This is a genomic window from Flavobacterium sp. FG139 (genome assembly GCF_057809695.1).
This window is the reverse complement of sequence record NZ_JBMDKL010000013.1, coordinates 18,391-41,033: the sequence shown is the minus strand read 5'-3', so window position 1 is coordinate 41,033 and position 22,643 is coordinate 18,391. Positions and strand designations below refer to the sequence as shown.

At 35.3% G+C, this 22,643-nt stretch carries 19 protein-coding genes and 1 tRNA gene; 7 read left to right on the top strand and 13 right to left on the bottom strand.

The annotated features are described in order from the left end of the window. Position 1: 1 nt before the first annotated feature. Positions 2–88 (top strand) — tRNA-Ser (locus ACODSI_RS11730). Positions 89–233: 145 nt separating this feature from the next. Beyond that, the gene (locus ACODSI_RS11725; protein WP_488917041.1) at positions 234–932 is read left to right on the top strand and encodes an outer membrane beta-barrel protein; all 699 of its coding nucleotides are present in this window, start codon (positions 234–236) and stop codon (positions 930–932) included. On the opposite strand, the gene ACODSI_RS11720 is transcribed toward ACODSI_RS11725, so the two are convergent. The 4 genes from ACODSI_RS11720 to ACODSI_RS11705 form a co-directional block, all read right to left on the bottom strand. Beyond that, positions 927–1,532, bottom strand: a complete 606-nt coding sequence (locus ACODSI_RS11720; RefSeq protein WP_488917040.1) for a hypothetical protein — start codon at positions 1,530–1,532, stop codon at positions 927–929. The two genes, ACODSI_RS11725 and ACODSI_RS11720, sit on opposite strands and share 6 nt — an antisense overlap. A 90-nt stretch (positions 1,533–1,622) precedes the next feature. Then, positions 1,623–3,089 (bottom strand): RNA polymerase factor sigma-54, encoded by a 1,467-nt coding sequence (gene rpoN / locus ACODSI_RS11715; RefSeq protein ID WP_488917039.1) that lies wholly within the window; start codon positions 3,087–3,089, stop codon positions 1,623–1,625. A 120-nt stretch (positions 3,090–3,209) separates the two neighbouring features. Continuing rightward, a complete protein-coding gene (gene asnS, locus ACODSI_RS11710) occupies positions 3,210–4,643 on the bottom strand; it encodes an asparagine--tRNA ligase (RefSeq protein ID WP_488917038.1) in 1,434 nt (477 codons plus the stop codon). A gap of 77 nt (positions 4,644–4,720) precedes the next feature. Further along, positions 4,721–7,138 carry an efflux RND transporter permease subunit gene (locus tag ACODSI_RS11705; protein ID WP_488917037.1) on the bottom strand — a complete coding sequence of 806 codons (2,418 nt, stop codon included), beginning with the start codon at positions 7,136–7,138 and terminating at the stop codon, positions 4,721–4,723. 176 nt (positions 7,139–7,314) lie between these two features. On the opposite strand from ACODSI_RS11705, the gene ACODSI_RS11700 reads away from it, so the two are divergent. Beyond that, positions 7,315–9,585, top strand: a complete 2,271-nt coding sequence (locus tag ACODSI_RS11700) for a cation:proton antiporter (RefSeq protein ID WP_488917036.1) — start codon at positions 7,315–7,317, stop codon at positions 9,583–9,585. Between the two features lie 6 nt (positions 9,586–9,591). Here the strand turns inward: ACODSI_RS11700 and ACODSI_RS11695 are convergent, their stop codons facing one another. From ACODSI_RS11695 to ACODSI_RS11680, 4 genes are all read right to left on the bottom strand, one after another. Further along, on the bottom strand, positions 9,592–12,072 hold the full coding sequence (locus ACODSI_RS11695; protein WP_488917035.1) for a DUF5686 family protein: 2,481 nt from the start codon (positions 12,070–12,072) through the stop codon (positions 9,592–9,594). Between the two features lie 105 nt (positions 12,073–12,177). Beyond that, on the bottom strand, positions 12,178–12,738 hold the full coding sequence (frr, locus tag ACODSI_RS11690) for a ribosome recycling factor (RefSeq protein WP_488917034.1): 561 nt from the start codon (positions 12,736–12,738) through the stop codon (positions 12,178–12,180). 40 nt (positions 12,739–12,778) lie between these two features. After that, complete coding sequence (pyrH, locus tag ACODSI_RS11685) at positions 12,779–13,486, bottom strand: UMP kinase (RefSeq protein WP_488917033.1); 708 nt, start codon at positions 13,484–13,486, stop codon at positions 12,779–12,781. 74 nt (positions 13,487–13,560) lie between these two features. Then, positions 13,561–14,346, bottom strand: a complete 786-nt coding sequence (locus tag ACODSI_RS11680; RefSeq protein ID WP_488917032.1) for a patatin-like phospholipase family protein — start codon at positions 14,344–14,346, stop codon at positions 13,561–13,563. 71 nt (positions 14,347–14,417) lie between these two features. Here ACODSI_RS11680 and ACODSI_RS11675 point away from each other — a divergent pair, with 71 nt between their 5' ends. Then, positions 14,418–15,011, top strand: coding sequence for a thioredoxin family protein (locus ACODSI_RS11675; RefSeq protein ID WP_488917031.1), 594 nt, complete (start codon positions 14,418–14,420; stop codon positions 15,009–15,011). On the opposite strand, the gene truB is transcribed toward ACODSI_RS11675, so the two are convergent. From truB to ACODSI_RS11655, 4 genes are read right to left on the bottom strand one after another with little or no spacing between them, the layout of a single operon-like run. Then, the gene (gene truB, locus ACODSI_RS11670; RefSeq protein WP_488917030.1) at positions 14,992–15,693 is read right to left on the bottom strand and encodes a tRNA pseudouridine(55) synthase TruB; all 702 of its coding nucleotides are present in this window, start codon (positions 15,691–15,693) and stop codon (positions 14,992–14,994) included. The genes ACODSI_RS11675 and truB overlap by 20 nt on opposite strands. Further along, on the bottom strand, positions 15,693–16,490 hold the full coding sequence (locus ACODSI_RS11665) for an undecaprenyl-diphosphate phosphatase (protein WP_488917029.1): 798 nt from the start codon (positions 16,488–16,490) through the stop codon (positions 15,693–15,695). The genes truB and ACODSI_RS11665 overlap by 1 nt, the downstream gene beginning before the upstream one ends. A 40-nt stretch (positions 16,491–16,530) precedes the next feature. Further along, entirely contained in the window at positions 16,531–16,770 is a 240-nt protein-coding gene (locus ACODSI_RS11660; protein ID WP_488917099.1) for a DUF3098 domain-containing protein, read from the bottom strand. A gap of 56 nt (positions 16,771–16,826) precedes the next feature. Then, a complete protein-coding gene (locus tag ACODSI_RS11655; protein WP_488917028.1) occupies positions 16,827–17,702 on the bottom strand; it encodes a cell division protein FtsX in 876 nt (291 codons plus the stop codon). A 263-nt stretch (positions 17,703–17,965) separates the two neighbouring features. Between ACODSI_RS11655 and leuS the strand changes: the two genes are divergently transcribed. From leuS to ACODSI_RS11640, 3 genes are all read left to right on the top strand, one after another. Then, positions 17,966–20,809: a leucine--tRNA ligase gene (leuS, locus tag ACODSI_RS11650; protein ID WP_488917027.1), complete on the top strand. Its 2,844-nt coding sequence runs from the start codon at positions 17,966–17,968 to the stop codon at positions 20,807–20,809. Positions 20,810–20,890: 81 nt separating this feature from the next. Next, on the top strand, positions 20,891–21,580 hold the full coding sequence (locus ACODSI_RS11645) for a hypothetical protein (RefSeq protein WP_488917026.1): 690 nt from the start codon (positions 20,891–20,893) through the stop codon (positions 21,578–21,580). 48 nt (positions 21,581–21,628) lie between these two features. Then, positions 21,629–22,318, top strand: coding sequence for a zinc metallopeptidase (locus ACODSI_RS11640; RefSeq protein WP_488917025.1), 690 nt, complete (start codon positions 21,629–21,631; stop codon positions 22,316–22,318). Between the two features lie 45 nt (positions 22,319–22,363). Here the strand turns inward: ACODSI_RS11640 and ACODSI_RS11635 are convergent, their stop codons facing one another. Beyond that, entirely contained in the window at positions 22,364–22,642 is a 279-nt protein-coding gene (locus tag ACODSI_RS11635; protein ID WP_488917024.1) for a hypothetical protein, read from the bottom strand. Position 22,643: the final 1 nt, after the last annotated feature.

Below are 22,643 nucleotides of genomic sequence, written 5' to 3'. Positions count from 1 at the left end.
TAGAGAGGTGTCCGAGTGGTTGAAGGAGCAAGCCTGGAAAGTTTGTATATGGGTAACTGTATCGTGGGTTCGAATCCCATCCTCTCTGCAAAAAATGTTTTTTTAATTTTTACAAAAAATTAATTAAAGAGAATGTTCGAATCCCATCCTCATACAAAAATGTTTTTTTAAATTTTTATTAAATTAATTAAAGAGAATGTTCGAATCTCATCCTCTCTGCTAAATTCTTGATAATGCGATATTACTTTTCTCTTCTAGTATTGTTCGTTTTTTTTGGTGCTTCTGCCCAAGAGGAGGTTGCAGAAAAGAAAGTAGTCGATTCGTTGTATCGTGAAGACCAATTTTATATCAATACTTCTTTTATTAATACGCAGAAAACACCAAGCGGATTAAGACAAAACAAAATTTCTCCAAGTTTAGGTTTCGGAATTTTAAGAGATATGCCTATCAATAAAAATAGGACTTTTTCGATAGCGGCTGGTTTGGGGTATAGCATCAATATTCTTAATGATAATTTATATACTTACACGACTTCCGATGCCAATTCGACACGTGTTTACGAAATTATTTCTTCGGATATTTATTTTACAAAAAACAGATTGACTACCCAATATTTAGATTTCCCAATTGAAGTAAGATGGCGAAATTCTACCTATGAAAGTCATAAATTTTGGCGAATTTATACCGGTTTCAAGTTGAGTTATTTGATTGCAGATAAATATAAATTTGAAAACGATTTGGGAACTACTATTTTAAAACACGATCCCAATCTCAATAAACTACAATACGGATGTTATATTTCATCGGGCTGGAATACTTTGAATGTGTATGTGTATTTTGGTTTGAATCCTATTTATAAAACTACCGAAGTAAATGGGCAACGTAATAAAATGAATTTTTTTACTTTAGGGTTGCAATTCTATATTCTATAACCAAAACCAAAATAAGACAATTTGCGGAAGCATTCCAGCGAGGTATCCAATCAGTAGTTCTTGCATAGTGTGTGCTTTCATAGCTAATCGTGAAGAGGCTACAATTCCACTAATGATAAATAACGTAGCTATAGTGTAAATAATGTTCAATTCGTGATGCATGCTCATGCCAATCACAAAGAACGTTAATGCGCTTAAGGCAATCATGTGAATGCTGGCTTTGAGATTAGCATACAACAATCCGAATGCAATTATTGTACTAACAATTCCGCCTAGAAAAAAGAAAAATAATTCCTCAAATCGTTCTACAGTTACACTTTTGCTGATGAGAATACCCGTTAATGCAATTTGCATCAATAACGGAATTTTACGTTGTGAAACTTCCGAAAGCATTATGGTATCGACCTTTCCAAAGGTTCTTAATAAGTAAAAAAATGCTAACGGAAGAAAAAAAGTAATGATTATTACCTGAAATAACAACAGAAAATATTGTTCTTTAGCATAATAATTTTCACTAAAAAGAATGTAAAAAACAGTTCCTACTATTGGGATGAAAATAGGATGGAAGAGGTAGGAAAAAAAAGGAAGAATCTTTTTCAATGCGGTGGATTTAAAAACAAATATAGTAAATAGATGGAATTATCATTATCCTTATGGATATAAAAAAAACGAACACAATGTTCGTCTTTTTTATATTTTTTTTCGCATTCGAGCTACCGGAATGTCCAATTGCTCACGGTATTTAGCAATCGTTCTTCGGGCAATTGGGTAGCCTTTTTCTTTTAAAATTTCGGCCAATTGGTCGTCGGGTAAAGGTTTGTGTTTGTCTTCGGCTTCAATAACGTTTTGTAAAATCTTCTTGATTTCAAGTGTGGAAACGTCTTCACCTTGGTCGTTTTTCATCGCTTCCGAGAAGAATTCCTTAATCAATTTAGTACCATAAGGCGTGTCTACATATTTGCTATTGGCAACTCGAGAAACAGTTGAAATGTCCAAGCCAACCATATCGGCAATGTCTTTCAAAATCATGGGTTTCAAACTGGTTTCTTCGCCATCTAGAAAATACTCTTGCTGAAAATGCATAATCGCATTCATGGTTACAAAAAGGGTTTCTTGACGTTGTTTAATAGCGTCAATAAACCATTTGGCAGAATCCAATTTTTGTTTGATAAACTGCACCGCATCTTTCTGCGAATTCGATTTATCTCTCGAATCCTTATAGGTTTGCATCATTTCTTGGTAATCTTTAGAAACGTGCAATGAGGGTGCATTTCTGCCATTCAACGTCAATTCCAATTCACCATCATTAATTCGAATGGCAAAATCAGGAATGATGTTCTCAGTCACTTTATTATTTCCGGTAAACGAACCACCTGGTTTGGGGTTCAGTTTTTCAATTTCGTGAATGGCTTTTTTCAATACATCTTGTGAGATATTGTATTTCTGAAGTAACTTATCGTAATGTTTTTTAGTGAACGCATCAAATTGCGTTTCGATAATATTGGTAGCTAAATCAACCGATTCTGTGGGTGTTTTATGCTTCAATTGCAACAACAAACACTCTTGTAAGTCGCGTGCACCCACACCAGAAGGTTCCAATTCGTGAATGACATGCAAGATGCGTTCTACGTTTTTTTCGTCGGTATAAATCCCTTGCGTAAAGGCCATATCATCTACGATATCTTGTATGGTTCTGCGGATATACCCCATGTCGTCAATGCTTCCCACAAGAAATTCTGCAATTTCTCTATCGGTATCGTTCAAAATAAACGTATTCAACTGATTGATTAAATCTTGATGGAAACTTACTGGAGAAGCAAACGGACTTTCGCGATCGTTATCGTCATCACTATAATTGTTGGCTTGTAATTTGTAATCAGGCGTTTCGTCGTTACTTAAATATTCATCGATATTGATGTCGTCAGCTTCAATATTGTCGCTTCCTTCATAATCATCGTATTCATCATTGTTGTCAAACTCGTCTTTTTCATAAACTTCTTCCTCATCTTTACCCGATTCTAGTGCTGGGTTCTCGTTCATTTCTTCCAACAAGCGTTGCTCAAATGCCAACGTAGGCAACTGAATCAACTTCATCAACTGAATTTGTTGAGGAGATAATTTTTGAGATAATTTGAATTGTAAGTTTTGCTTTAACATTTTTTATAGTTGCTAAGTAACTGAGTAACTAAGATTCTGAGTTTCTCTTTATGATTTTAAATTAATAAAAATATTTTAAACCTTAGCAACTCAGAAACTGAGGAACTAAGAAACTTAAAATTAAAACTCTGCATTCTGTGGCGTTCTTGGAAACGGAATTACGTCTCTAATGTTTGTCATTCCGGTTACAAACAATACCAATCGTTCAAATCCTAATCCGAAGCCCGAGTGCACTGCCGAACCAAATCTTCTAGTATCTAAATACCACCACAATTCTTCTTCGTCAATACCTAACGCTTTCATTTTTTCAACCAAAACGTCGTAACGCTCTTCTCTTTGAGAACCACCAACGATTTCTCCAATTCCAGGGAAAAGGATGTCCATCGCACGAACGGTTTTTCCATCTTCATTCAAACGCATGTAAAACGCTTTGATGTTCGCTGGATAATCAAATAAGATTACTGGACATTTGAAGTGTTTTTCAACCAAATAACGTTCGTGTTCCGATTGTAAGTCAGCACCCCATTCGTTGATGATGTAATTGAATTTTTTCTTTTTATTTGGTGTAGAATCTCTTAAAATATCAATAGCTTCCGTGTAGGAAACACGTTTGAAATTGTTTTCTAACACGAAGTTCAATTTCTCTAACAATGCCATTTCGCTTCTGTCTGCTTGTGGTTTTGATTTCTCTTCCTCCAACAAACGGCCTTCTAAGAATTTCAAATCATCTGGACATTTCTCCATCGTATATTTAATGACGTATTGGATAAAATCTTCTGCCAAATCCATATTGTCATTCAAGTCATTGAACGCTACTTCGGGTTCAATCATCCAAAATTCCGCCAAGTGACGCGAAGTATTTGAATTTTCAGCACGAAAAGTTGGTCCGAACGTATAAATCTGACCCAAAGCCATAGCAAACGTTTCGCCTTCCAATTGTCCAGAAACGGTTAAGTTGGTTTCTTTTCCGAAGAAATCTTCTTTATAATTTACTTTTCCGTCTTCGGTTCTTGGGGTGTTGTCGAATGGTAAAGCGGTAACTTTAAACATTTCACCAGCACCTTCAGCATCCGAACCGGTAATGATTGGCGTATTTACATACACAAAACCTTTTTCTTGAAAATAAGTATGAACTGCATGAGCCAATACCGAACGAACACGCATAATGGCTCCGAATGCATTCGTTCTAACTCTTAAATGTGCATTTTCACGCAAGAATTCCAACGAATGTTTTTTGGGTTGCATTGGGAATTTTTCTGCATCCGAATCACCCAAAATCTCTAATTTAGTAACTTGGATTTCGTATTTTTGACCAGCACCTTTGCTTTCAACTAATTCGCCAATTACTGAAACGGCAGCACCAGTGGTAATTCTTTTTAATGTTTCTTCAGGGGTGTTTTCAAAATCCACCACACATTGAATATTATTAATAGTCGAACCGTCGTTCAACGCAATAAATTGATTGTTTCTAAAAGTTCTAACCCAACCTTTGGCATTTACTTCATAATTTGCTTTAGCGCTGTTCAGTAAGTCTTTAACTTTGGTATGTTTCATTTTATAGATTTTTAGATCATTCGATTTTTAGATTGTTGAAATAACAAGTGAAATCGTATTACAAATATAAATTAATTTTATTTTTCTTCTTCAGTTTCTTCTTCCTCTTCCACTGGTGAACGAAGAATTTTTAGTGCTGGTTCGTCAATAACATCGCTTTTTCCACTCCATTTTTCGGTGGTTAAAACTAATGCTGGTAATACCAATAAGTTAGCAAACATGGCAAAAGTTAACGTTACAGATATTAATCCTCCTAAAGCAATGGTTCCGCTAAAGCTAGATAAAGTGAAAATAGCAAATCCAAAAATTAAAACGATGGAAGTATAGAAGGTACTTACTCCTGTTTCATGCAAAGCACTAACGACCGATTTTTTAATTTTACCTTTATTATGAATCAAATCGTGACGGTATTTGGCCATGAATTGAATAGCGTTGTCAACCGAAATTCCAAAGGCGATACTAAATACCAAAATAGTTGATGGTTTTAACGGAATTCCGAAATACCCCATCAATCCAGAGGTGATGCAAAGCGGTAAAATATTGGTAACCACCGAAGCAAAAATCATTTTCCAAGAACGGAACATATACGCCATCAATCCAGCAATTAAAAGGATGGCAAATATTAATGATTCGATCAGATTGTCAACCAAATAGGATGTTCCTTTTTGAAACACTAGCGCTTTTCCGGTTAGTTTTACTTCAAATCGATCGCTTGGGAAAATCTGATGGATTCGTTGGTGTAACTTACCTTCAACTTTAGCCATTTCTTCGGTGCCGATATCTTTCATAAACGTAGTGATTCGAGCATACTGCCCAGTAGAATCTACGTAACTCTTCATCAAGTTTTCTTTCGAATTTTTGGTGGCATTTTTGGCATACCCTAAGATGAAAGCTTGTTCTTGCGAAGTAGGTAATTCATAATACTCGGGATTGCCATTGTAATAAGCTTGTTTCGAATATTTTACCAAATTCACAATCGAAACGGGTTTAGAAAGTTCAGGAATACTGTCGATGGTTTGCTGCAATTCGTCCATTTTTCTGATGGTAGACGATTTCATAACTCCTTTTTTCCGTTTGGTATTGATCATGATTTCCAAAGGTTGTACACCGTTGAATTCTTTCTCGAAAAATAAAATGTCTTTAAAGAACGAAGCACTTTTAGGCATTTCGCCAATCAAACTTCCAGAAACTTTCATTTGTGAAACACCAATAACGCTGAAAACCAATAGTAATCCGTAAATGATGTAAATGGTATTTCGTTTGTATCGAACAATGTTTTCAACCGAATTTAGAATGGATGAAAGGTAGTTTTTGTTCAAATGTTTCAAATGTTTTTCCTTTGGCACTGCCATAAAACTATATACTATAGGCACTACAACCAAAGTAAGTAAGTACACCGTGATCACATTGATGGAAGTTACCAATCCAAATTCATACAACAAATCATTCCCAGTAATCATGAAGGTAGCAAAACCAATAGCCGTAGTCATGTTGGTCATCAAAGTAGAAACGCCAATTTTAGAAATCACACGTTGCAGAGCTTTAGCTTGATTGCTATGGTTTTTAATTTCTTGTTGGTATTTATTGATGAGGAAAATACAATTGGTAATTCCGATTACGATGATTAATGGCGGAATAATAGCGGTTAAAATGGTGATTTTATAATGGAATAATCCCAAAGTTCCGAACGACCACATTACACCAAAGATTAAGATACAAATCGATATAAAAGTAGCTCTAAACGAACGGAAGAACAAGAAGAAAATCAATGAAGTGATGAATAATGCGGCACCAATAAACAATCCGATCTCACCTTTCATGTTTTCGGTGTTGATGGTTCTGATGTAAGGCATACCTGAAACCTTCAAGTCTATTTTAGTAGCATCTTCAAATTTCGTGATTTCAGGAACCAAAACATTCAAAATAAACGCTTTTCGAATGGGTGAATTCACCACTTTTTTATTGATGTACAAGGCACCACGAATACTACCCGATTTTTTATTGAATAACAACCCTTCATAAAACGGCAAATCGTTAAAAAGTTGTCGTTTGATTTCAGACAAATACGCTTGGTTTTGAGTTTGCTTTTGATCAATAAGCGGTACCAATTCAAATTTTTCGTTGATGGTATCTTTTTGAAGTTTTTTCAAATCGTTTATAGAAACGATAAGCTCAACTTCTTTGTGCTTTTTTAATGAAGACATCATTTCGTTCCAAGCGGCATAGGCTTTTGGAGTAAAAAAAGCATTGTCTTTAACTCCAATAACGACCAAGTTTCCTTCTTCGCCAAAGGTGTTTAAAAATTGGGTATAGTCTTTATTGGCAGGATGATTTTTAGGTAAAAGATTGGCTTCGTTATAAGTCATCCCAACATTTCTCCATTGAAAGGCAAGGAAAACAGTGAGCAAAAAGATAACCACCAAAATTGTAATTCGGTTTCGAAGTACAATTCCAGCGACAAATTCCCAAAAACCAGTAGTTGATTTCTTTTTCATCAGTGAATTTAAAAACGAGTGCAAAGGTAATGAAAACCGTTTAAAAGCAAAGCACTTAAAACAATCTTTTGAAGAGAAATCTCACTAAAAATTTTATATTAATTTTATACCGCTTTAACAAATTATGATTAAGATTTTCTCATATTTGTAGCATTCAATAAAAGCAATGTTTGCCGATGAAAAATATTAAAAATTCCTTGTTTTATCTGAGTGTTACAGGTGGTTTTACAGCTCTTATGTTTTGGATTGTTTCCAAAGGGAAAATACTTGAAGTTGGTAGAAATGTTGTGGCCAAAACATCTAAAGACACCATGTTTAATCAGTTTTTAGAATCGTTGGTGCATAATCTAAAGCATCCGTTGGCGATTTTATTATTACAAATCATCACCATAATAATCGTAGCACGTTTTTTTGGTTGGATTTTTAGAAAAATTGGTCAGCCTAGTGTTATCGGCGAAATAATAGCAGGTATTTTTCTTGGACCTTCTGTAGTTGGAATGTATTTTCCAGAATATTCAGGATTGCTTTTTCCAACAGAATCGTTAGGGAATTTACAGTTTTTAAGCCAAATCGGATTGATACTGTTCATGTTTGTTATTGGGATGGAACTTGATTTAAAAGTTTTGAAAAACAAAGCCAATGATGCGGTCGTAATCAGTCATGCGAGTATTGTAATTCCGTTTGCTTTAGGGATGGGGCTTTCGTATTTCATCTACCATAAATTTGCTCCCGAAGGCGTAGAGTTTTTATCGTTTAGTTTGTTTATGGGGATTGCTATGAGTATTACGGCATTTCCAGTATTGGCTCGAATTGTGCAAGAACGTGGTATTCATAAAACCAAATTAGGCACTATTGTTATTACTTGTGCTGCAGCCGACGATATTACCGCTTGGTGTATTCTTGCTGCAGTAATTGCCATTGTTAAAGCAGGAAGTTTTGCCAGTTCGATTTATATTATTTTGATGGCTGCGGTGTATGTGCTGATGATGCTTTTTGTAGTAAAACCTTTTTTGAAAAAAATCGGTGATTTGTATGCTAACAGAGACAATCTGAGCAAACCAGTCGTTGCTATTTTCTTGTTGACCTTGATTATTTCATCGTATATAACCGAAGTTATTGGGATACATGCGTTGTTTGGAGCATTCATGACAGGAGCTATTATGCCCGATTTGACGAAAATCAGAAAAATAATCATCGAAAAAATTGAAGACGTTGCTTTGATATTATTATTACCGTTGTTCTTTGTTTTTACAGGACTTCGCACGCAAATTGGGTTGATTAATGACGCCTATTTATGGCAAGTAACGGGTTTAATTATTACGGTTGCCGTGGTTGGAAAATTCTTTGGAAGTGCTTTGGCAGCAAAATTTGTAGGTCAGAATTGGCGCGATAGTTTAACTATTGGTGCGTTAATGAACACACGTGGTTTGATGGAATTAGTAGTGTTAAACATCGGCTACGATTTGGGCGTTTTATCGACAGAAGTATTTACCATGATGGTGATTATGGCTTTGGTAACTACTTTTATGACCGGACCAGCTATCGATGTGATTAATTTTGTTTTTAAACGAAAAGAAGTCCTTATTCCAAATGAAATTATTGAAAATAGTAAGTTTAAAATTCTTATTTCTTTTGGTAATAATGAAAAAGGAAAGTCCCTTCTACGATTGGCCAGCAGTTTTGTAAAAAAGCAAAAAGACAATTCCAATGTTACGGCCTTGCATTTGTCGTTGAGTGATGAGGTGCATTCGTATAATTTACACGATTATGAGAAAGAAACTTTTGAGCCAATTATTGCAGAATCAAAAGTGTTGAATCAAGAATTGACGACTATATTCAAATCCACTGTCGATATTGAAACCGATATTGCAGACATTGCTTCTCGAGGTGAATTTGATTTGGTTTTGGTTGGATTAGGAAAATCCATTTTTGAAGGATCACTTCTCGGGAAAGTGCTCGGGTTTACTACTAGGATTATTAATCCCGACCGACTTTTAGATAAATTTACCGGAAAAGAAGGACTTTTTGACAATTCACCTTTTGACGATAGAACGCGCTTGATTATTTCTAAAAGTAAAAAACCACTCGGGATTTTAGTCGATAAAGACTTGAATGAAGTGAAAGAGGTTTTTATGCCAATTTTCAGTATTGATGATGCTTTTTTAATTGATTATGCTCAAAAATTGATTTACAATAACGATTCAAAAGTTACTGTTTTAGAAATTAATAATCAGGTGAAAAACAATTTTATTATAGAGAATTCGATTACTACTTTAGAAAAAAGCTTTCCTGAAAATATTGCAGTTATTAGCGAAAACGAAATGAAAGCTGGGTTTTTGGCCAAACAAGATTTGATGATGATTTCTTTAGAAAGTTGGAAGAAATTAGTCGATGCTCAAAGTGTATGGTTAAGTACCATTCCTTCGGTTTTAATTATTAAGCCGTAGTAGAATTTAAAATCCTAAGTCAAGAACATAGCTTAATTTAAGAGCAAAATTGTCTTCCAATTTTGGTAAGGCATTAGGGCCATATCGAACAAAAAATGTCAAACCAAATCCTTTGAAAATTTGATTCATTTCAACACCACTTTCAAAAAACCCTTTATCTAACGTTTTGTATTGAAAACCTAGGTGTTGTTCGGGCTTGTCCATAGTTCCCCAGGCCATGCGCGTTACCACAGAAATTAAAGGTTTTATTTTGTAGGCTAATTTCACTTTGTTGAACGTGTGTTTTGCATGAAAAGTCACATACTTGCTCGAGAAAAATTCGTTGAAAAACATGGTTTCAAAACTATTTTTTCCGGCAAAAGTAATGCGTTTAAACAGCCCATCTCGATTCAAATTGTTAGGCGCAATACTGTATAAGTGCGTAAGTGGTACATCGCCAAAGGCAAATCCACCTTGCAAGATAAATGACGTGTTTTGTCCTGATAAATAAGGAATTTCGTGTACAACTTTCACATCAAGTTTAGTGAAATCAAAATCACTTCCGATGATATTTGCAAATGATTTCGTTACTTGAAGTGAGAATTTTGGGAACCTTTTTTCAATTTCAATTCGGCCCGATGAAGTTTGCATATAGCCACTAAACGGATTCCATTGAATGGCAAATTGTGCCGCCGCAATAGTATAGTTGGAATATAAATTGTCGTGTGCAAAGTAGGTGTAGTCAAAAAGAGGTTGAATGTCACTTCTTGACAGACCAAAATAAATATCGGTTTTGGGAAGAAATTTAGTTTCTATAAATCCGGAAAATGCTTTGTTGCTATAAAAAGTAGAAATGTTGATGGGACGCGGGTCATAAATCTTGAATCTTCTGGCTTGCGTGGCAAATTGAATCTGACCAATTTCACTCAAATCATTAGTATACGAAGCACTTACCCATGTGTTGGTTTCCTTCTGTAAAAGATAGGACGGCGTGATGCCATATTTGAATTTTTCATCTTTAAATCCGTATGCTACAAAGCCACTTATTTTATATTTGTCGGATAATTTGTTGTTGGTTACGCCACCAATTCCCAATCTAAATCCTTCAAAATTATTGTATTTGATGATCGATTTTAAATCAACATCAACCACGCTGAGCGGTAAGTAGCCGTTAAATACTTTTTTACCGAAAATGATTTTGTTCTCAATATTTTCAGCAACAGAGAGGCTGTCTAAATTGGTGTAAGTTCTTATTTTTCGTACGTCCAAACTGTCTTTTCGAATAGAATTCCAGTAGGAATCAGGCTTTGACATGCTCGTTTCGGGAACATCAATTTTAATACTTGGTGTTTTAAACGAAACCAACTGATTTATTTTTACATCGTAAGGCGTTGATTCTAGTTTGAGAAAAATTTGATCGGACGCATCTTTCTGTATGCCTTCCAAACTGGTGTTGAATTTAATTGTTTCACCAAAAACATTCAAATCTTCGCTGTTATTACCTTTCACAACAATAAACTTTCGTTTCTCGGGAAACCATATTTTGTGGTCTTTTAGATACTTAAAAGTATAGGTAGCATTGATGTTGATGATTCCGTAAATACGATAAAAGGCTTTGGCAATTCCAAAATTTTCGGCATCAACATACAACAAACCACGAAGTGAATTGGAATTGAATTTTTTGGGTTGAAAGTAAATACGATAGACACTTCTATCTTGAATTTTAACGGTATCCACAATCTTAAACACAAACATGTTTCTACCATAGCTTGAAATCGGATTCTGAATTGGAATTTCCAAAATCTCCAACTGATTTTCATACAGCGAATAAGAAACGAGCTTCAATCCCAAATACTCATACAAGGGTTTCTTAAAACCAGCCATTCGTGAAGCCAAAATGGTTTCTTTGGTGCCGTCGTTATTGTGTTGGATTAGATTTACTTTTTCGGTTTGGTATATGTGTTGTTTTTCAACCAGTTTTTTGAATTTATAATTGGTTGAATCCAAACGCAATCTTCTTTTGTGGAATAAGGATTTCTTGTAAGTAGTATCAATTTTACTTGAAATAGAATCGGGATTGGCAGAAACTAATAGATGTTCGTAATTCTTGTATTCAAAGGTGTTTAACGCTTTTTCGGGTTGGTTTTTGGGTTTGTTTTCAATCACTTTTTTAATGATTAAATTCACTTGGTTCTCAGAATAAATTTCTTGTTGTTTCATGGTATTATTGGTTACCATTTTAATTAAAAGAAATTTGGCGCCAACCGTTTGATAGTAGGTTTTGTCGTAATATCCTTTGTATGAAAAAACTATGGGTTTGTTGTCATCTTTTATTTCAATCGAAAATTTTCCTTCCCAATTGGAAGCAATTGTTTTGTTGTTGTAGGTGATTTTGGCAAACGCAATTGGTACAGTAGTGTCATAATCAATAACTTGACCTTGCATTGTTTTTTGAGAAAAAGCAACATTGCAAAACAGCACAAGAAGGAATATCCAAAACTTTCTCATTAAGATACTTTGATTTAATGGTGTAAAAATAATGGTACAAATGTAGGAATAAAAAAATCCGTCTGGTTCACAAACTAGACGGATTTTAATATAGATTTAACGAACTTACACTTTCATAATCTCGGCTTCTTTTTGAGCCAGATGTTCGTCGATTTTTTTAATAAAACTGTCGGTCATTTTTTGAATGGTTTCTTCGGCTACTTTGCAAACATCTTCCGAAACACCTTCTTTTTCTTGTTTTTTAATATCCGTATTAGCATCTTTTCGGTGGTTACGAATACCAATTTTAGCTTCTTCCGCTTCTGCTTTGGCTTGTTTTACTAAATCACGACGACGCTCTTCGGTTAAAGGCGGAACGCTAATTATGATCACATCACCGTTATTCATAGGGTTAAATCCTAAATTAGCAATCATAATCGCTTTTTCTATAGGGTTCAACATGCTTTTCTCATAGGGTTGAATCGTAATTGTTCTGGCATCTGGAACATTTACATTCGCAATTTGTGAAAGTGGTGTTTGTGAACCATAATAGTCAACAAAAACGCTGCCTAACATTTGAGGTGATGCTTTTCCAGCACGAATATTTAAAAAAGATTTTTCTAAATGAGCCACAGAACCATTCATAGCTTCTTTTGCTTCGTCAATTATAAAGTCAATTTCTTCCATTGTATTTCAGATTATAGCGTCTAAAAATTGTTTTTCTAAATTATATGTTTACTACGGTTCCTACATTTTCACCTTCGCAAATTTTAAGTAGATTACCTCTTTTGTTCATGTCAAAAACCACAATCGGCAATTCGTTTTCTTGGCTTAACGTAAAAGCAGTGGTATCCATTACATTCAATCCTTTTTTCAAAACATCTTCAAAAGAAATGGAGTCAAATTTTACAGCCGATTTGTCTTTTTCAGGATCAGCGGTGTAAATTCCGTCTACACGAGTTCCTTTCAAAATCACATCAGCATGCACTTCTACGCCACGTAAAACGGCAGCAGTATCGGTGGTAAAATACGGATTTCCAGTTCCTGCGCCAAAAATAACAATGCGGCCTTTTTCTAAATGACGAACCGCTCTTCTTTTAATGTACGGTTCTGCAATTGCTTCAATTTTTAGGGCTGTTTGCAAACGAGTTAACATACCTTTGTCTTCTAAAGCGCCTTGTAATGCCATACCGTTAATAACTGTTGCTAACATTCCCATATAGTCACCTTGAACGCGATCCATACCATTACTAGCACCAGCAACGCCTCTAAAAATATTTCCACCACCAATTACAATTGCAATTTCTACACCTTTGTCGTGAATTTGCTTAATTTCATCAGCGTATTCGGCTAGAATTTTTGGGTCAATTCCGTACTGTCTTTCGCCCATCAATGCTTCGCCGCTTAATTTTAGAAGTATTCTTTTGTATTTCATTACTCTTTTTGTTGTTTGTAGTTGTGTTTTGGAAGTGCAAATATAGTTATTATCTGATTTTATGAAATAGTAATTTAAAATTTATGATGCAATTCTTCGAATGATTTTTTGGCCGCTTCATACCCAATTTTGAAGATGGCATCCATTTTTGTTTTACTTGTTTCAAAAGTACTGTAATTAGCTAGTTCTTTGGGTTCAATAATCCAATTGCAATGTTTAAATTTTTCGTAATTGGAATTGGCCGACAACAAATCGAAGGCTCGAGTGGTAACCGCTTTAATCGAAGTTAAATCTTTAGCGGTAATTTTGTTTATCGGACTTACATAAATTCCGATGATGAAATCGCATTTGTCTTGGAGTAAGTCGGTTGGAAAATGGTTTAAAATACCGCCGTCATTATATATTTTACCTTCAATTTCATAAGGAGAAAGCACGCCGGGAAAGGCAGAAGAAGCCAAAATGGCATCAACAACATTAGTTGTTTTTGGAAATACTTTTAATTTGCCTTTCACCATATCTGTTGCGGTAATGTGGATTGGGATGTTTAGATCGCCAATATTGCGTCCTTGAAATATATCTGTAAAATATTTTTTAAAGGAATCAGAATCAATGATTCCAGCTTTTTTTAAAGTGAAATGTTTCCAGTTGAAAAAATAAATCGATTTAAAGAACTCTAAAATTTCTTCGGGTGTTTTTCCGCTGGCATACAACGCTGCAACTATAGAGCCTGCACTAGTGCCCGAAATTTCTGTGGGATGGATATTTTGTTCTTCCAAAAATTGGAGTGCTCCGGCATGTGCCAAACCTTTAGAGCCGCCACCAGAAAACACATAGCCTATAGATTTTTTTTCGAAGTTCATGCGTTGAGTGTGATTAATGTTACAAATCAGTTATAAAAATAAGACTAATTTTGTAATGTAAAATCACAATTATGAATCCGATACTAAAAAACAGTTTAAAAGCCAGTTTATCCTACCAAGAATATAGAAATTTAACCACACAATATGCTGCAGAAGGGAAAACATCTGGTAATAATCAAACGCCAGATTATGTGAATTATACTAAACTAAATGAATCGAGAATGCATCGTTTGGATAAAACGATGCAGGTTGTTGATGAAGTTAAAACCGATCTAGAACATCTAAATAAAAAGTACACATGGCTCGTTATCACGGAAACGTGGTGTGGTGATGCCGCTCAAATAGTGCCGATTATGCATAAAATGGCTGAACTATCCGTGAATATTGATTTGCGAATTGTTCTTAGAGATGAACATGAAGATCTGATGAATTTGTATTTAACCAACGGCACAAAATCTATTCCGAAACTGATTGTTATTAACGCTGAAACAGATGAAGTAATAGCCGATTTCGGACCTAGACCAAGCGGAGCAAAACAATTGATTTTGGATTATAAAGCCATGTATGGCGTTGTTGATGAAACGGCCAAAATAGCTTTGCAAAAATGGTATTTAGAAGATAAAGGCGTGTCGACCCAAAAAGAAATTATTGCATTAATGAAATAATTTTTTCTTCAAACTCTTTAGGAGTAATGCCATTTTCAACAGAATAATCGCCAATTTTAGTTCGACGTAAACACGATAAATAACCTCCAGAGTGTAATGCTTTTCCAAAATCAAACGCTAGCGAACGGATATAAGTTCCTTTGCTGCATTGCACTCTAAAGTCAATTTCAGGCAAATTGATTCGTGTGATTTCAAATTCGTATATCGTTGTTTTTCGGGAAGCAATTTCTACCGTTTCTCCTGCTCGGGCATGTTCGTACAACCGAATGCCATCTTTTTTTATAGCCGAAAAAACAGGTGGTTTCTGGTCGATTTCTCCTAGAAATTGTTTGGTTGTTTCTAGAATTAAGTCCTCAGTAATGTGTTTAGTTTCAAAAGTGGCATCAACTTCGGTTTCCATATCATAGGATGGCGTAGTGGCTCCAACAGTTATGGTGCCAGTATATTCTTTGGTTTGCGCCTGAATTTCAGTAATTTTTTTAGTGAATTTTCCAGTACAAATAATAAGTAAACCTGAAGCCAGTGGGTCTAAAGTTCCGGCATGACCAATTTTAAATTTCTTTGGAAGATCAAATTCGCGTTTCAAAATGTATTTTAATTTATTCACCGCTTGAAACGAACTCCAAGTCAACGGCTTGTCAATTAAAATAACGTGACCTTCAAGAATAGTTTCGGCAGTCATTAAATAACGTCTAATTTATGTATACAGAAATGGATTACCAATAGTGCAATTCCAACCGCAATTCTATAGTATCCAAAAAGTTTGAAGCCATTTCTACTCAAATATCCGATAAAACTCTTAATAGCAATCAAAGCCACCACAAAGCCAACTACATTTCCAATAATTAAGAAATTAACTTGTTCGTGTGATAATACAAAACCGTCTTTATAGTAATCGTAACATTTTTTTACCGTCGCACCCAACATCGTTGGAACGGCTAAAAAGAAGGAGAATTCGGCAGCTGTGGTGCGTGATAATTTTTGTGACATTCCACCCACAATGCTGGCGCCACTTCTTGATACGCCCGGTATCATAGCTAAACATTGGAACAATCCAATTTTTAAAGCGGTTACATAACTAATTTCTTGGTTGGTTGCGATTTCTGTTTTGGTTGAAAACCAATCATCAACTTTTAATAAAATGATACCGCCTATTAAAAGCGAAACCGCTACGGTAACCGGATTTTCTAGTAAGGCATCTATTTTTTTACTGAATAGCAATCCGAAAACCACAGCTGGAATAAAAGCTACCAACAATTTGAAGTAAAAATCAAAACTTTGAAAGAAGCGTTTGAAATATAAAACTACCACAGATAAAATGGTGCCCAATTGAATGACCACGGTAAATAATTTGGTAAATTCTTCATGCGAAATTCCCATAAACGAACTCGCAATAATCATATGACCAGTGGAAGAAATCGGGAGAAATTCGGTTATTCCTTCAATAATTGCCAGAATAATAGCTTGTAAATAATCCATTTTTAGTGAATAGTGATTAGTAAAAAGTGATTAGTTACTCTTATTTATTTTTTTTAAAAATAGCGTAAATGGTAATTCCAAAACCAATTAATACGGTTGTGGGTGCCAAACGAATTCTTCGGAAACTAAACAATGCCTCTTCATTAAATACTTTTGGATTGTCACTGCCACCGCCACTCATTAGAAAAAACCCTAATGCGATTACTCCAATTCCAATTAATAAGAATTTGTAATTTACCTTGTCAAATAAAAAATCGGTGGTTTGTTCGTTATTTTTCATCATATTTTTTGTCTTTTAGTCTATTGTCTGTTGTCTATTCGTCTATTATCTATTCTCTAATATAAATCGTCGGTTCTTAAATTTAAGAAACGTTGTGTTGCAAAGTACGTTCCAATCCATGTAATTAGAATTCCAAGAGCTAAAACGCTTGCCAGAACTGCAACGGTTAACAGTTGGTCTTTAAAAATATCCAACGCAGGATAGTTAGTTGAAACATAGAATAAAACTCCAATCAATGCTGCAATGGCTAACACAGATCCAATGATTCCTAAAATGATGCTTCTTGTTACAAAAGGTTTTCTAATAAAGGCTTTGGTAGCGCCAACCATTTGCATGGTTTTAATAATAAATCTATTGGCATAAATGGACAATCGAAGCGAACTGTTGATCAGCAAAATAGAAATCACGGTAAAAATGCCACTGATGATTAAAATCCACATACTGATTTTCTTCACGTTGTCATTGACTAAGGTAATCAGTTGCTTGTCGTAAACAACATCGGCAACCATAGCGTTTTTTCTAATTTCAGTTTCCATTCTAGAAAAACCAGGATTGGTTACATATTCTGCTTTTAAATGAATGTCGTACGAATTGTATAACGGATTGGCTCCTAAAAATTCGGTGAAGTGCTCGCCAAGGGTTTTTTCGTGTTCTTTAGCAGCTTCTTCTTTCGATACAAATTTGAAATCTTTAGCAAATTTACCTGCTTTCATTTCGGTTTCAAATGCTTTGAAAACAGTATCTGTTGCTTCATTTTTAAAGAAAACACTCATCACAATATCTTCCTTGAAATTGTCTGAAAGTCTTCTCGAATTAATTACAAAAAGCCCTAATAATCCCAGTAAAAACAATACTAAGAATACACTCAATACTACCGAAAAATAGGAGGAAATTAATCTGCGTTTTTGAAATTTGTCAAAATTGGATGCCATACATACTGAATTAAGCCGTAAAAATAATAAAGAATTTGTTTATTCATAGTTTATAACGTTTAAAGTTTTGACTTTAGTACAATAAATGTAAATTTGTGACCGATTACCGTAGACATTAACTTTCGATTAACTTTCAAGGATTTATTTGAAAATTTAAACAAAGTAAATTCTTACAAGAAAATGTGTTTTAAAAGCGATAATCGTATAATCATTAAAATTAAAACTTAGTCACTCAGAATCTCAGTGACTCAGAACCTTAAAATATGAAATACTTCCACGAAAAAATCGAAGCCAAATGGCAACACTATTGGGCAGAACACCAAACTTTTGCTGCATCAAACAACAGCGATAAACCAAAATATTATGTTTTGGACATGTTTCCGTATCCATCGGGAGCAGGATTACACGTTGGTCATCCGTTAGGGTATATTGCTTCCGATATTGTGGCTCGATTCAAACGTCATAAAGGTTTTAATGTGTTGCATCCGCAAGGGTACGATTCGTTTGGTTTGCCTGCCGAACAATATGCGATTCAAACGGGTCAACATCCCGAAAAAACTACTCGTGAAAATATTGCGCGTTACCGTGAACAGTTGGATAAAATCGGATTTTCATTCGATTGGAGTAGAGAAGTACGTACCTCAAATGCCGATTATTACAAACATACACAATGGATTTTCATTCAATTGTTTAATTCTTGGTACAATAATGATTCCGATAAAGCAGAAGATATTGCAACTTTGGTTTCTATTTTTTCAACAGAAGGAAATGCGAATGTCAATGCGGTTTGTGATGATAATATTGCGCCATTTTCAGCTACTGAGTGGAATGCTTTTTCATCCTCAGCACAACAAAAAATACTATTACAATACCGATTGACGTATTTGGCAGAAACCGAAGTCAACTGGTGTCCAGCGTTAGGAACTGTTTTAGCCAACGATGAAATCGTAAACGGTGTTTCTGAACGTGGTGGACATCCAGTGATTCGTAAAAAAATGACCCAATGGTCGATGCGAATTTCAGCTTATGCCGAAAGATTATTACAAGGTTTAAACGATATCGATTGGAGTGAATCCATCAAAGAATCTCAAAGAAACTGGATTGGAAAATCAGTTGGTGCTTCGGTTGATTTCAAATTGAAAGATTCAGATAAACTAATTTCTGTTTTCACAACAAGACCTGATACCATTTTTGGAGTAACGTTCATGACTTTAGCACCAGAACATGAATTGGTGTCTCAAATCACCACACCAGAACAAAAAGCTGTGGTAGAAGCCTATGTAGAAGCTACTGCAAAACGTTCAGAACGTGAAAGAATGGCCGATGTAAAAACCATTTCAGGAGTGTTTACCGGTGCTTATGCCGAACATCCATTTACGAAAGAATCCATTCCGGTTTGGATTGGCGATTACGTTTTGGCGGGTTACGGAACCGGAGCAGTGATGGCGGTTCCATGTGGTGATGAACGCGATTATGCTTTCGCGAATTTCTTTAAAGGAACGCACGGAATGCCTGAAATTAAAAACATTTTCAATCAAGATATCTCGGAAGCAGCTTATGGTGAAAAAGGCGGTTTCGAATTGGTAAACTCTGATTTCTTAAACGGATTAGGATACAAAGATGGAACGAAAAAAATCATCGAAGCACTAGAAAAAATCGGACAAGGAAAAGGCAAGACCAATTACCGTTTGCGCGATGCCGTGTTCTCTCGTCAACGCTATTGGGGTGAACCGTTTCCAGTGTATTATGTAAACGGATTACCACAAATGATTGATGCCCAACATTTACCAATCGTATTGCCCGAAGTTGAAAAATACTTGCCCACCGAAGACGGTCAACCGCCATTAGGAAATTCTTCTAAATGGGCTTGGAATACCGTGACCAATGCGGTTGATTTTAATGAAAATATTGATAACGTTACCGTTTTTCCTTTAGAATTGAATACGATGCCAGGTTGGGCAGGAAGTTCGTGGTATTGGATGCGATATATGCAAGATCCAAAAAACAACAAAAATCCAGAATTTGCTTCAGCCGATGCATTAAAATACTGGGAAAACGTCGATTTATACATTGGTGGAAGCGAACACGCCACCGGACATTTATTGTATTCGCGTTTTTGGAACAAGTTTTTAAAAGATAGAGGCTATGCCCCAACAGAAGAACCCTTCAAGAAGTTGATTAATCAAGGGATGATTTTGGGGATGAGTGCGTTTGTATATAGAAGTGAAGATTCTAAAAAATTATATTCAAAAGGATTAATCAAAGATATAAATGTTCATCCTATTCATGTCGATTTAGCTGTAATCAACGACATTACAAATGAATTAAACATTGAAGCTTTTAAAAATCATCCATTATATTCAGATTACGCCAATGCAGAGTTTATATTAGAAGATGGAAAATACATCGTAGGTCGCGAAGTAGAAAAAATGTCCAAATCCAAATACAACGTAGTCAATCCCGATGATATTTGTAATGATTACGGAGCCGATACCTTGCGTTTGTATGAAATGTTTTTAGGGCCATTGGAACAAGCAAAACCATGGAATACTGCTGGAATTACAGGAGTTTCTGGTTTCTTGAAAAAGCTATGGCGTTTGTATTTTGATGATAACGGTTTGATTGTAACCAACGATGAACCAACAGCAGAAATGTACAAATCATTACACAAAACCATTAAAAAAGTGACCGAAGACATCGAGAATTTCTCGTTCAATACGTCGGTTTCACAGTTTATGATTTGTGTAAACGAATTGGCAACGATGAAATGCAATAGTAGAAAAATTCTGGAGCCATTAGCGATTTTGGTTTCACCTTATGCGCCGCATATTGCGGAAGAATTGTGGAGTCAATTGGGTCACGAAGGTTCCATTTCAACAGTGGCTTTCCCAATTTATGAGGAGAAATACCTGATAGAATCTGAAAAAGAATATCCAGTCTCGTTTAACGGAAAAATGCGTTTCACGATTAAATTACCGTTGGATTTAACCGTTCCGCAAATTCAAGAAATTGTGATGGCAGACGAAAGAACCATCAAACAATTAGACGGTAGAACACCTAATAAAGTGATTATCGTTCCTGGAAAAGTGATTAACTTGGTAGGATAAAAATTTGTTAAATAAAAAAGTGCAAATCCAAATGTGAAGAATTTTCTTGATATTTGGATTTCTTTTTTAAACACGTCAACCATGAAAAAAATAATTTTCTTATCGTTATTGGCTTTTAGTAGCTATAGTTTTGCTCAGGAAACTTCTCAAAAAAAGGACGAAGTTAGTGCTAGTTTTTATTACGGAATTGGAGCCAATGTCAATGGATCTTACAAGATTGACGATAAATTAGCAGCCAGTAATTTTCCGCAAACGGTGCAAACCACACCCGAATTTATTATTGGTATGGATTATTTTGGTAACGATTTTTCGATTGATACGGAGTTGGCATCGCAATTTTTTAAAAAATCAAATTCCAATGGAACGAGTTCTGGAAATTCTACTGCTTTCAAATTGAGAGGACATTATAATTTTGTAAACAGCCCTAAATTTTTCTTTTCAGGCGGTTTGAATTTAGCCTATACTATGAATGATTATGGAGTAAATGCTTCCAATAATCAGGTGGATTTGAATAATTTAAATACCAGTACTTCCAATTACATCCGATTGCGAAATGGAATGTTCTACACGGGTCCGTCTATAGCGTTTGGACTTAAAAAAAATGACAAAGTTTCCGTTCGCTTGAATCTTGGGTATGAGTTTGCCTTAGCTTCGGGAAAATGGAAGTCCGATTTTGCCAATGTAAGTAATTCGTTTTCCGAAAATGGACACAACCGCTTCATGATTGGATTGGTGTTTATGTCCAACAGGTCAAAAAGTCAGAAAGAGTAAAATGGCTTACAATTTGATGCTTACTCCATAAATATTAAATTTAAAATTATGGGAATGGGGTATCTATTTTTAGCCGGAATTATTATGCTGATGAGTTGGCTGGTAAGCAGTCGACTGAAAAGTAAGTTTGAGTACTATTCGCAATTGCCATTACAAAATGGTATGTCGGGAAAAGAAATTGCCGAAAAAATGCTTGCCGATAACGGAATTTATGACGTAAAAGTCATTTCTGTAGAAGGCCAATTGACCGATCATTACAACCCGGCAGATAAAACGGTGAACTTGAGTGAAGCCGTATACAACCAACGCAATGCAGCTGCAGCTGCGGTAGCGGCACACGAATGTGGTCACGCGGTACAACACGCTAAAGCCTATAGTATGTTGGAGTTGCGCTCGAAGTTGGTGCCTATAGTATCATTTGCCTCTGGAATTGTACAATGGATATTGTTAGCCGGAATTATTATGATTCGTACATTTCCAGCACTTTTGTTGGTGGGAATCGTAGTTTTTGCCGCCACAACTTTGTTTACTATTATTACGTTGCCTGTAGAATACGACGCAAGTAACAGAGCTTTAGCGTGGTTGAAAAACAAAAACATGCTGAATCAAGCCGAATATGCCGGTGCTGAAGATGCTTTAAAATGGGCAGCACGAACCTATGTAGTGGCCGCCATTGGTTCGATAGGAACGTTACTCTATTATGTTTCGCTTTATATGAGCGGCAGTCGAAGAGATTAATTTTTTTGAAATAATATGAAATCCGTTATGAGAATAGCGGATTTTTTATTTGGCAAAAGTGGATAAAATGACCGCTACTGATAACCAAGCCACACCGTGAATTAGTAGGCATTTTACATAGCTTTGGTTGCCATAAATTTGTTTCACCAAATGCACCATAAAATAAATTAAACTCACTGGAATCATTACATAAAGCAGCAATACACCCATATTTGGGGTTTTGGCATCGCCTGGGAAAAGTTCGTAGCAAATACCTGCAATTAAAATATAAATGATGTAAAAAGCAGTGGTTATGTTTTCTTTTGAGAATTTGTTGAGGTTCATT

What these genes read in the sequence shown, in the direction of transcription:
- ACODSI_RS11695 (WP_488917035.1), bottom strand. Translation starts at nt 12,072, where the DNA reads ATGAGAAAGTTTTGGATATTCCTTCTTGTGCTGTTTTGCAATGTTGCT.
- rpoN (WP_488917039.1), bottom strand. Translation starts at nt 3,089, where the DNA reads ATGTTAAAGCAAAACTTACAATTCAAATTATCTCAAAAATTATCTCCT.
- asnS (WP_488917038.1), bottom strand. Translation starts at nt 4,643, where the DNA reads ATGAAACATACCAAAGTTAAAGACTTACTGAACAGCGCTAAAGCAAAT.
- truB (WP_488917030.1), bottom strand. Translation starts at nt 15,693, where the DNA reads ATGACTGCCGAAACTATTCTTGAAGGTCACGTTATTTTAATTGACAAG.
- ACODSI_RS11725 (WP_488917041.1), top strand. Translation starts at nt 234, where the DNA reads ATGCGATATTACTTTTCTCTTCTAGTATTGTTCGTTTTTTTTGGTGCT.
- ACODSI_RS11705 (WP_488917037.1), bottom strand. Translation starts at nt 7,138, where the DNA reads ATGAAAAAGAAATCAACTACTGGTTTTTGGGAATTTGTCGCTGGAATT.
- ACODSI_RS11680 (WP_488917032.1), bottom strand. Translation starts at nt 14,346, where the DNA reads ATGAACTTCGAAAAAAAATCTATAGGCTATGTGTTTTCTGGTGGCGGC.
- ACODSI_RS11640 (WP_488917025.1), top strand. Translation starts at nt 21,629, where the DNA reads ATGGGAATGGGGTATCTATTTTTAGCCGGAATTATTATGCTGATGAGT.
- leuS (WP_488917027.1), top strand. Translation starts at nt 17,966, where the DNA reads ATGAAATACTTCCACGAAAAAATCGAAGCCAAATGGCAACACTATTGG.
- ACODSI_RS11655 (WP_488917028.1), bottom strand. Translation starts at nt 17,702, where the DNA reads ATGGCATCCAATTTTGACAAATTTCAAAAACGCAGATTAATTTCCTCC.
- ACODSI_RS11660 (WP_488917099.1), bottom strand. Translation starts at nt 16,770, where the DNA reads ATGAAAAATAACGAACAAACCACCGATTTTTTATTTGACAAGGTAAAT.
- frr (WP_488917034.1), bottom strand. Translation starts at nt 12,738, where the DNA reads ATGGAAGAAATTGACTTTATAATTGACGAAGCAAAAGAAGCTATGAAT.
- pyrH (WP_488917033.1), bottom strand. Translation starts at nt 13,486, where the DNA reads ATGAAATACAAAAGAATACTTCTAAAATTAAGCGGCGAAGCATTGATG.
- ACODSI_RS11675 (WP_488917031.1), top strand. Translation starts at nt 14,418, where the DNA reads ATGAATCCGATACTAAAAAACAGTTTAAAAGCCAGTTTATCCTACCAA.
- ACODSI_RS11665 (WP_488917029.1), bottom strand. Translation starts at nt 16,490, where the DNA reads ATGGATTATTTACAAGCTATTATTCTGGCAATTATTGAAGGAATAACC.
- ACODSI_RS11645 (WP_488917026.1), top strand. Translation starts at nt 20,891, where the DNA reads ATGAAAAAAATAATTTTCTTATCGTTATTGGCTTTTAGTAGCTATAGT.
- ACODSI_RS11635 (WP_488917024.1), bottom strand. Translation starts at nt 22,642, where the DNA reads ATGAACCTCAACAAATTCTCAAAAGAAAACATAACCACTGCTTTTTAC.
- ACODSI_RS11700 (WP_488917036.1), top strand. Translation starts at nt 7,315, where the DNA reads ATGAAAAATATTAAAAATTCCTTGTTTTATCTGAGTGTTACAGGTGGT.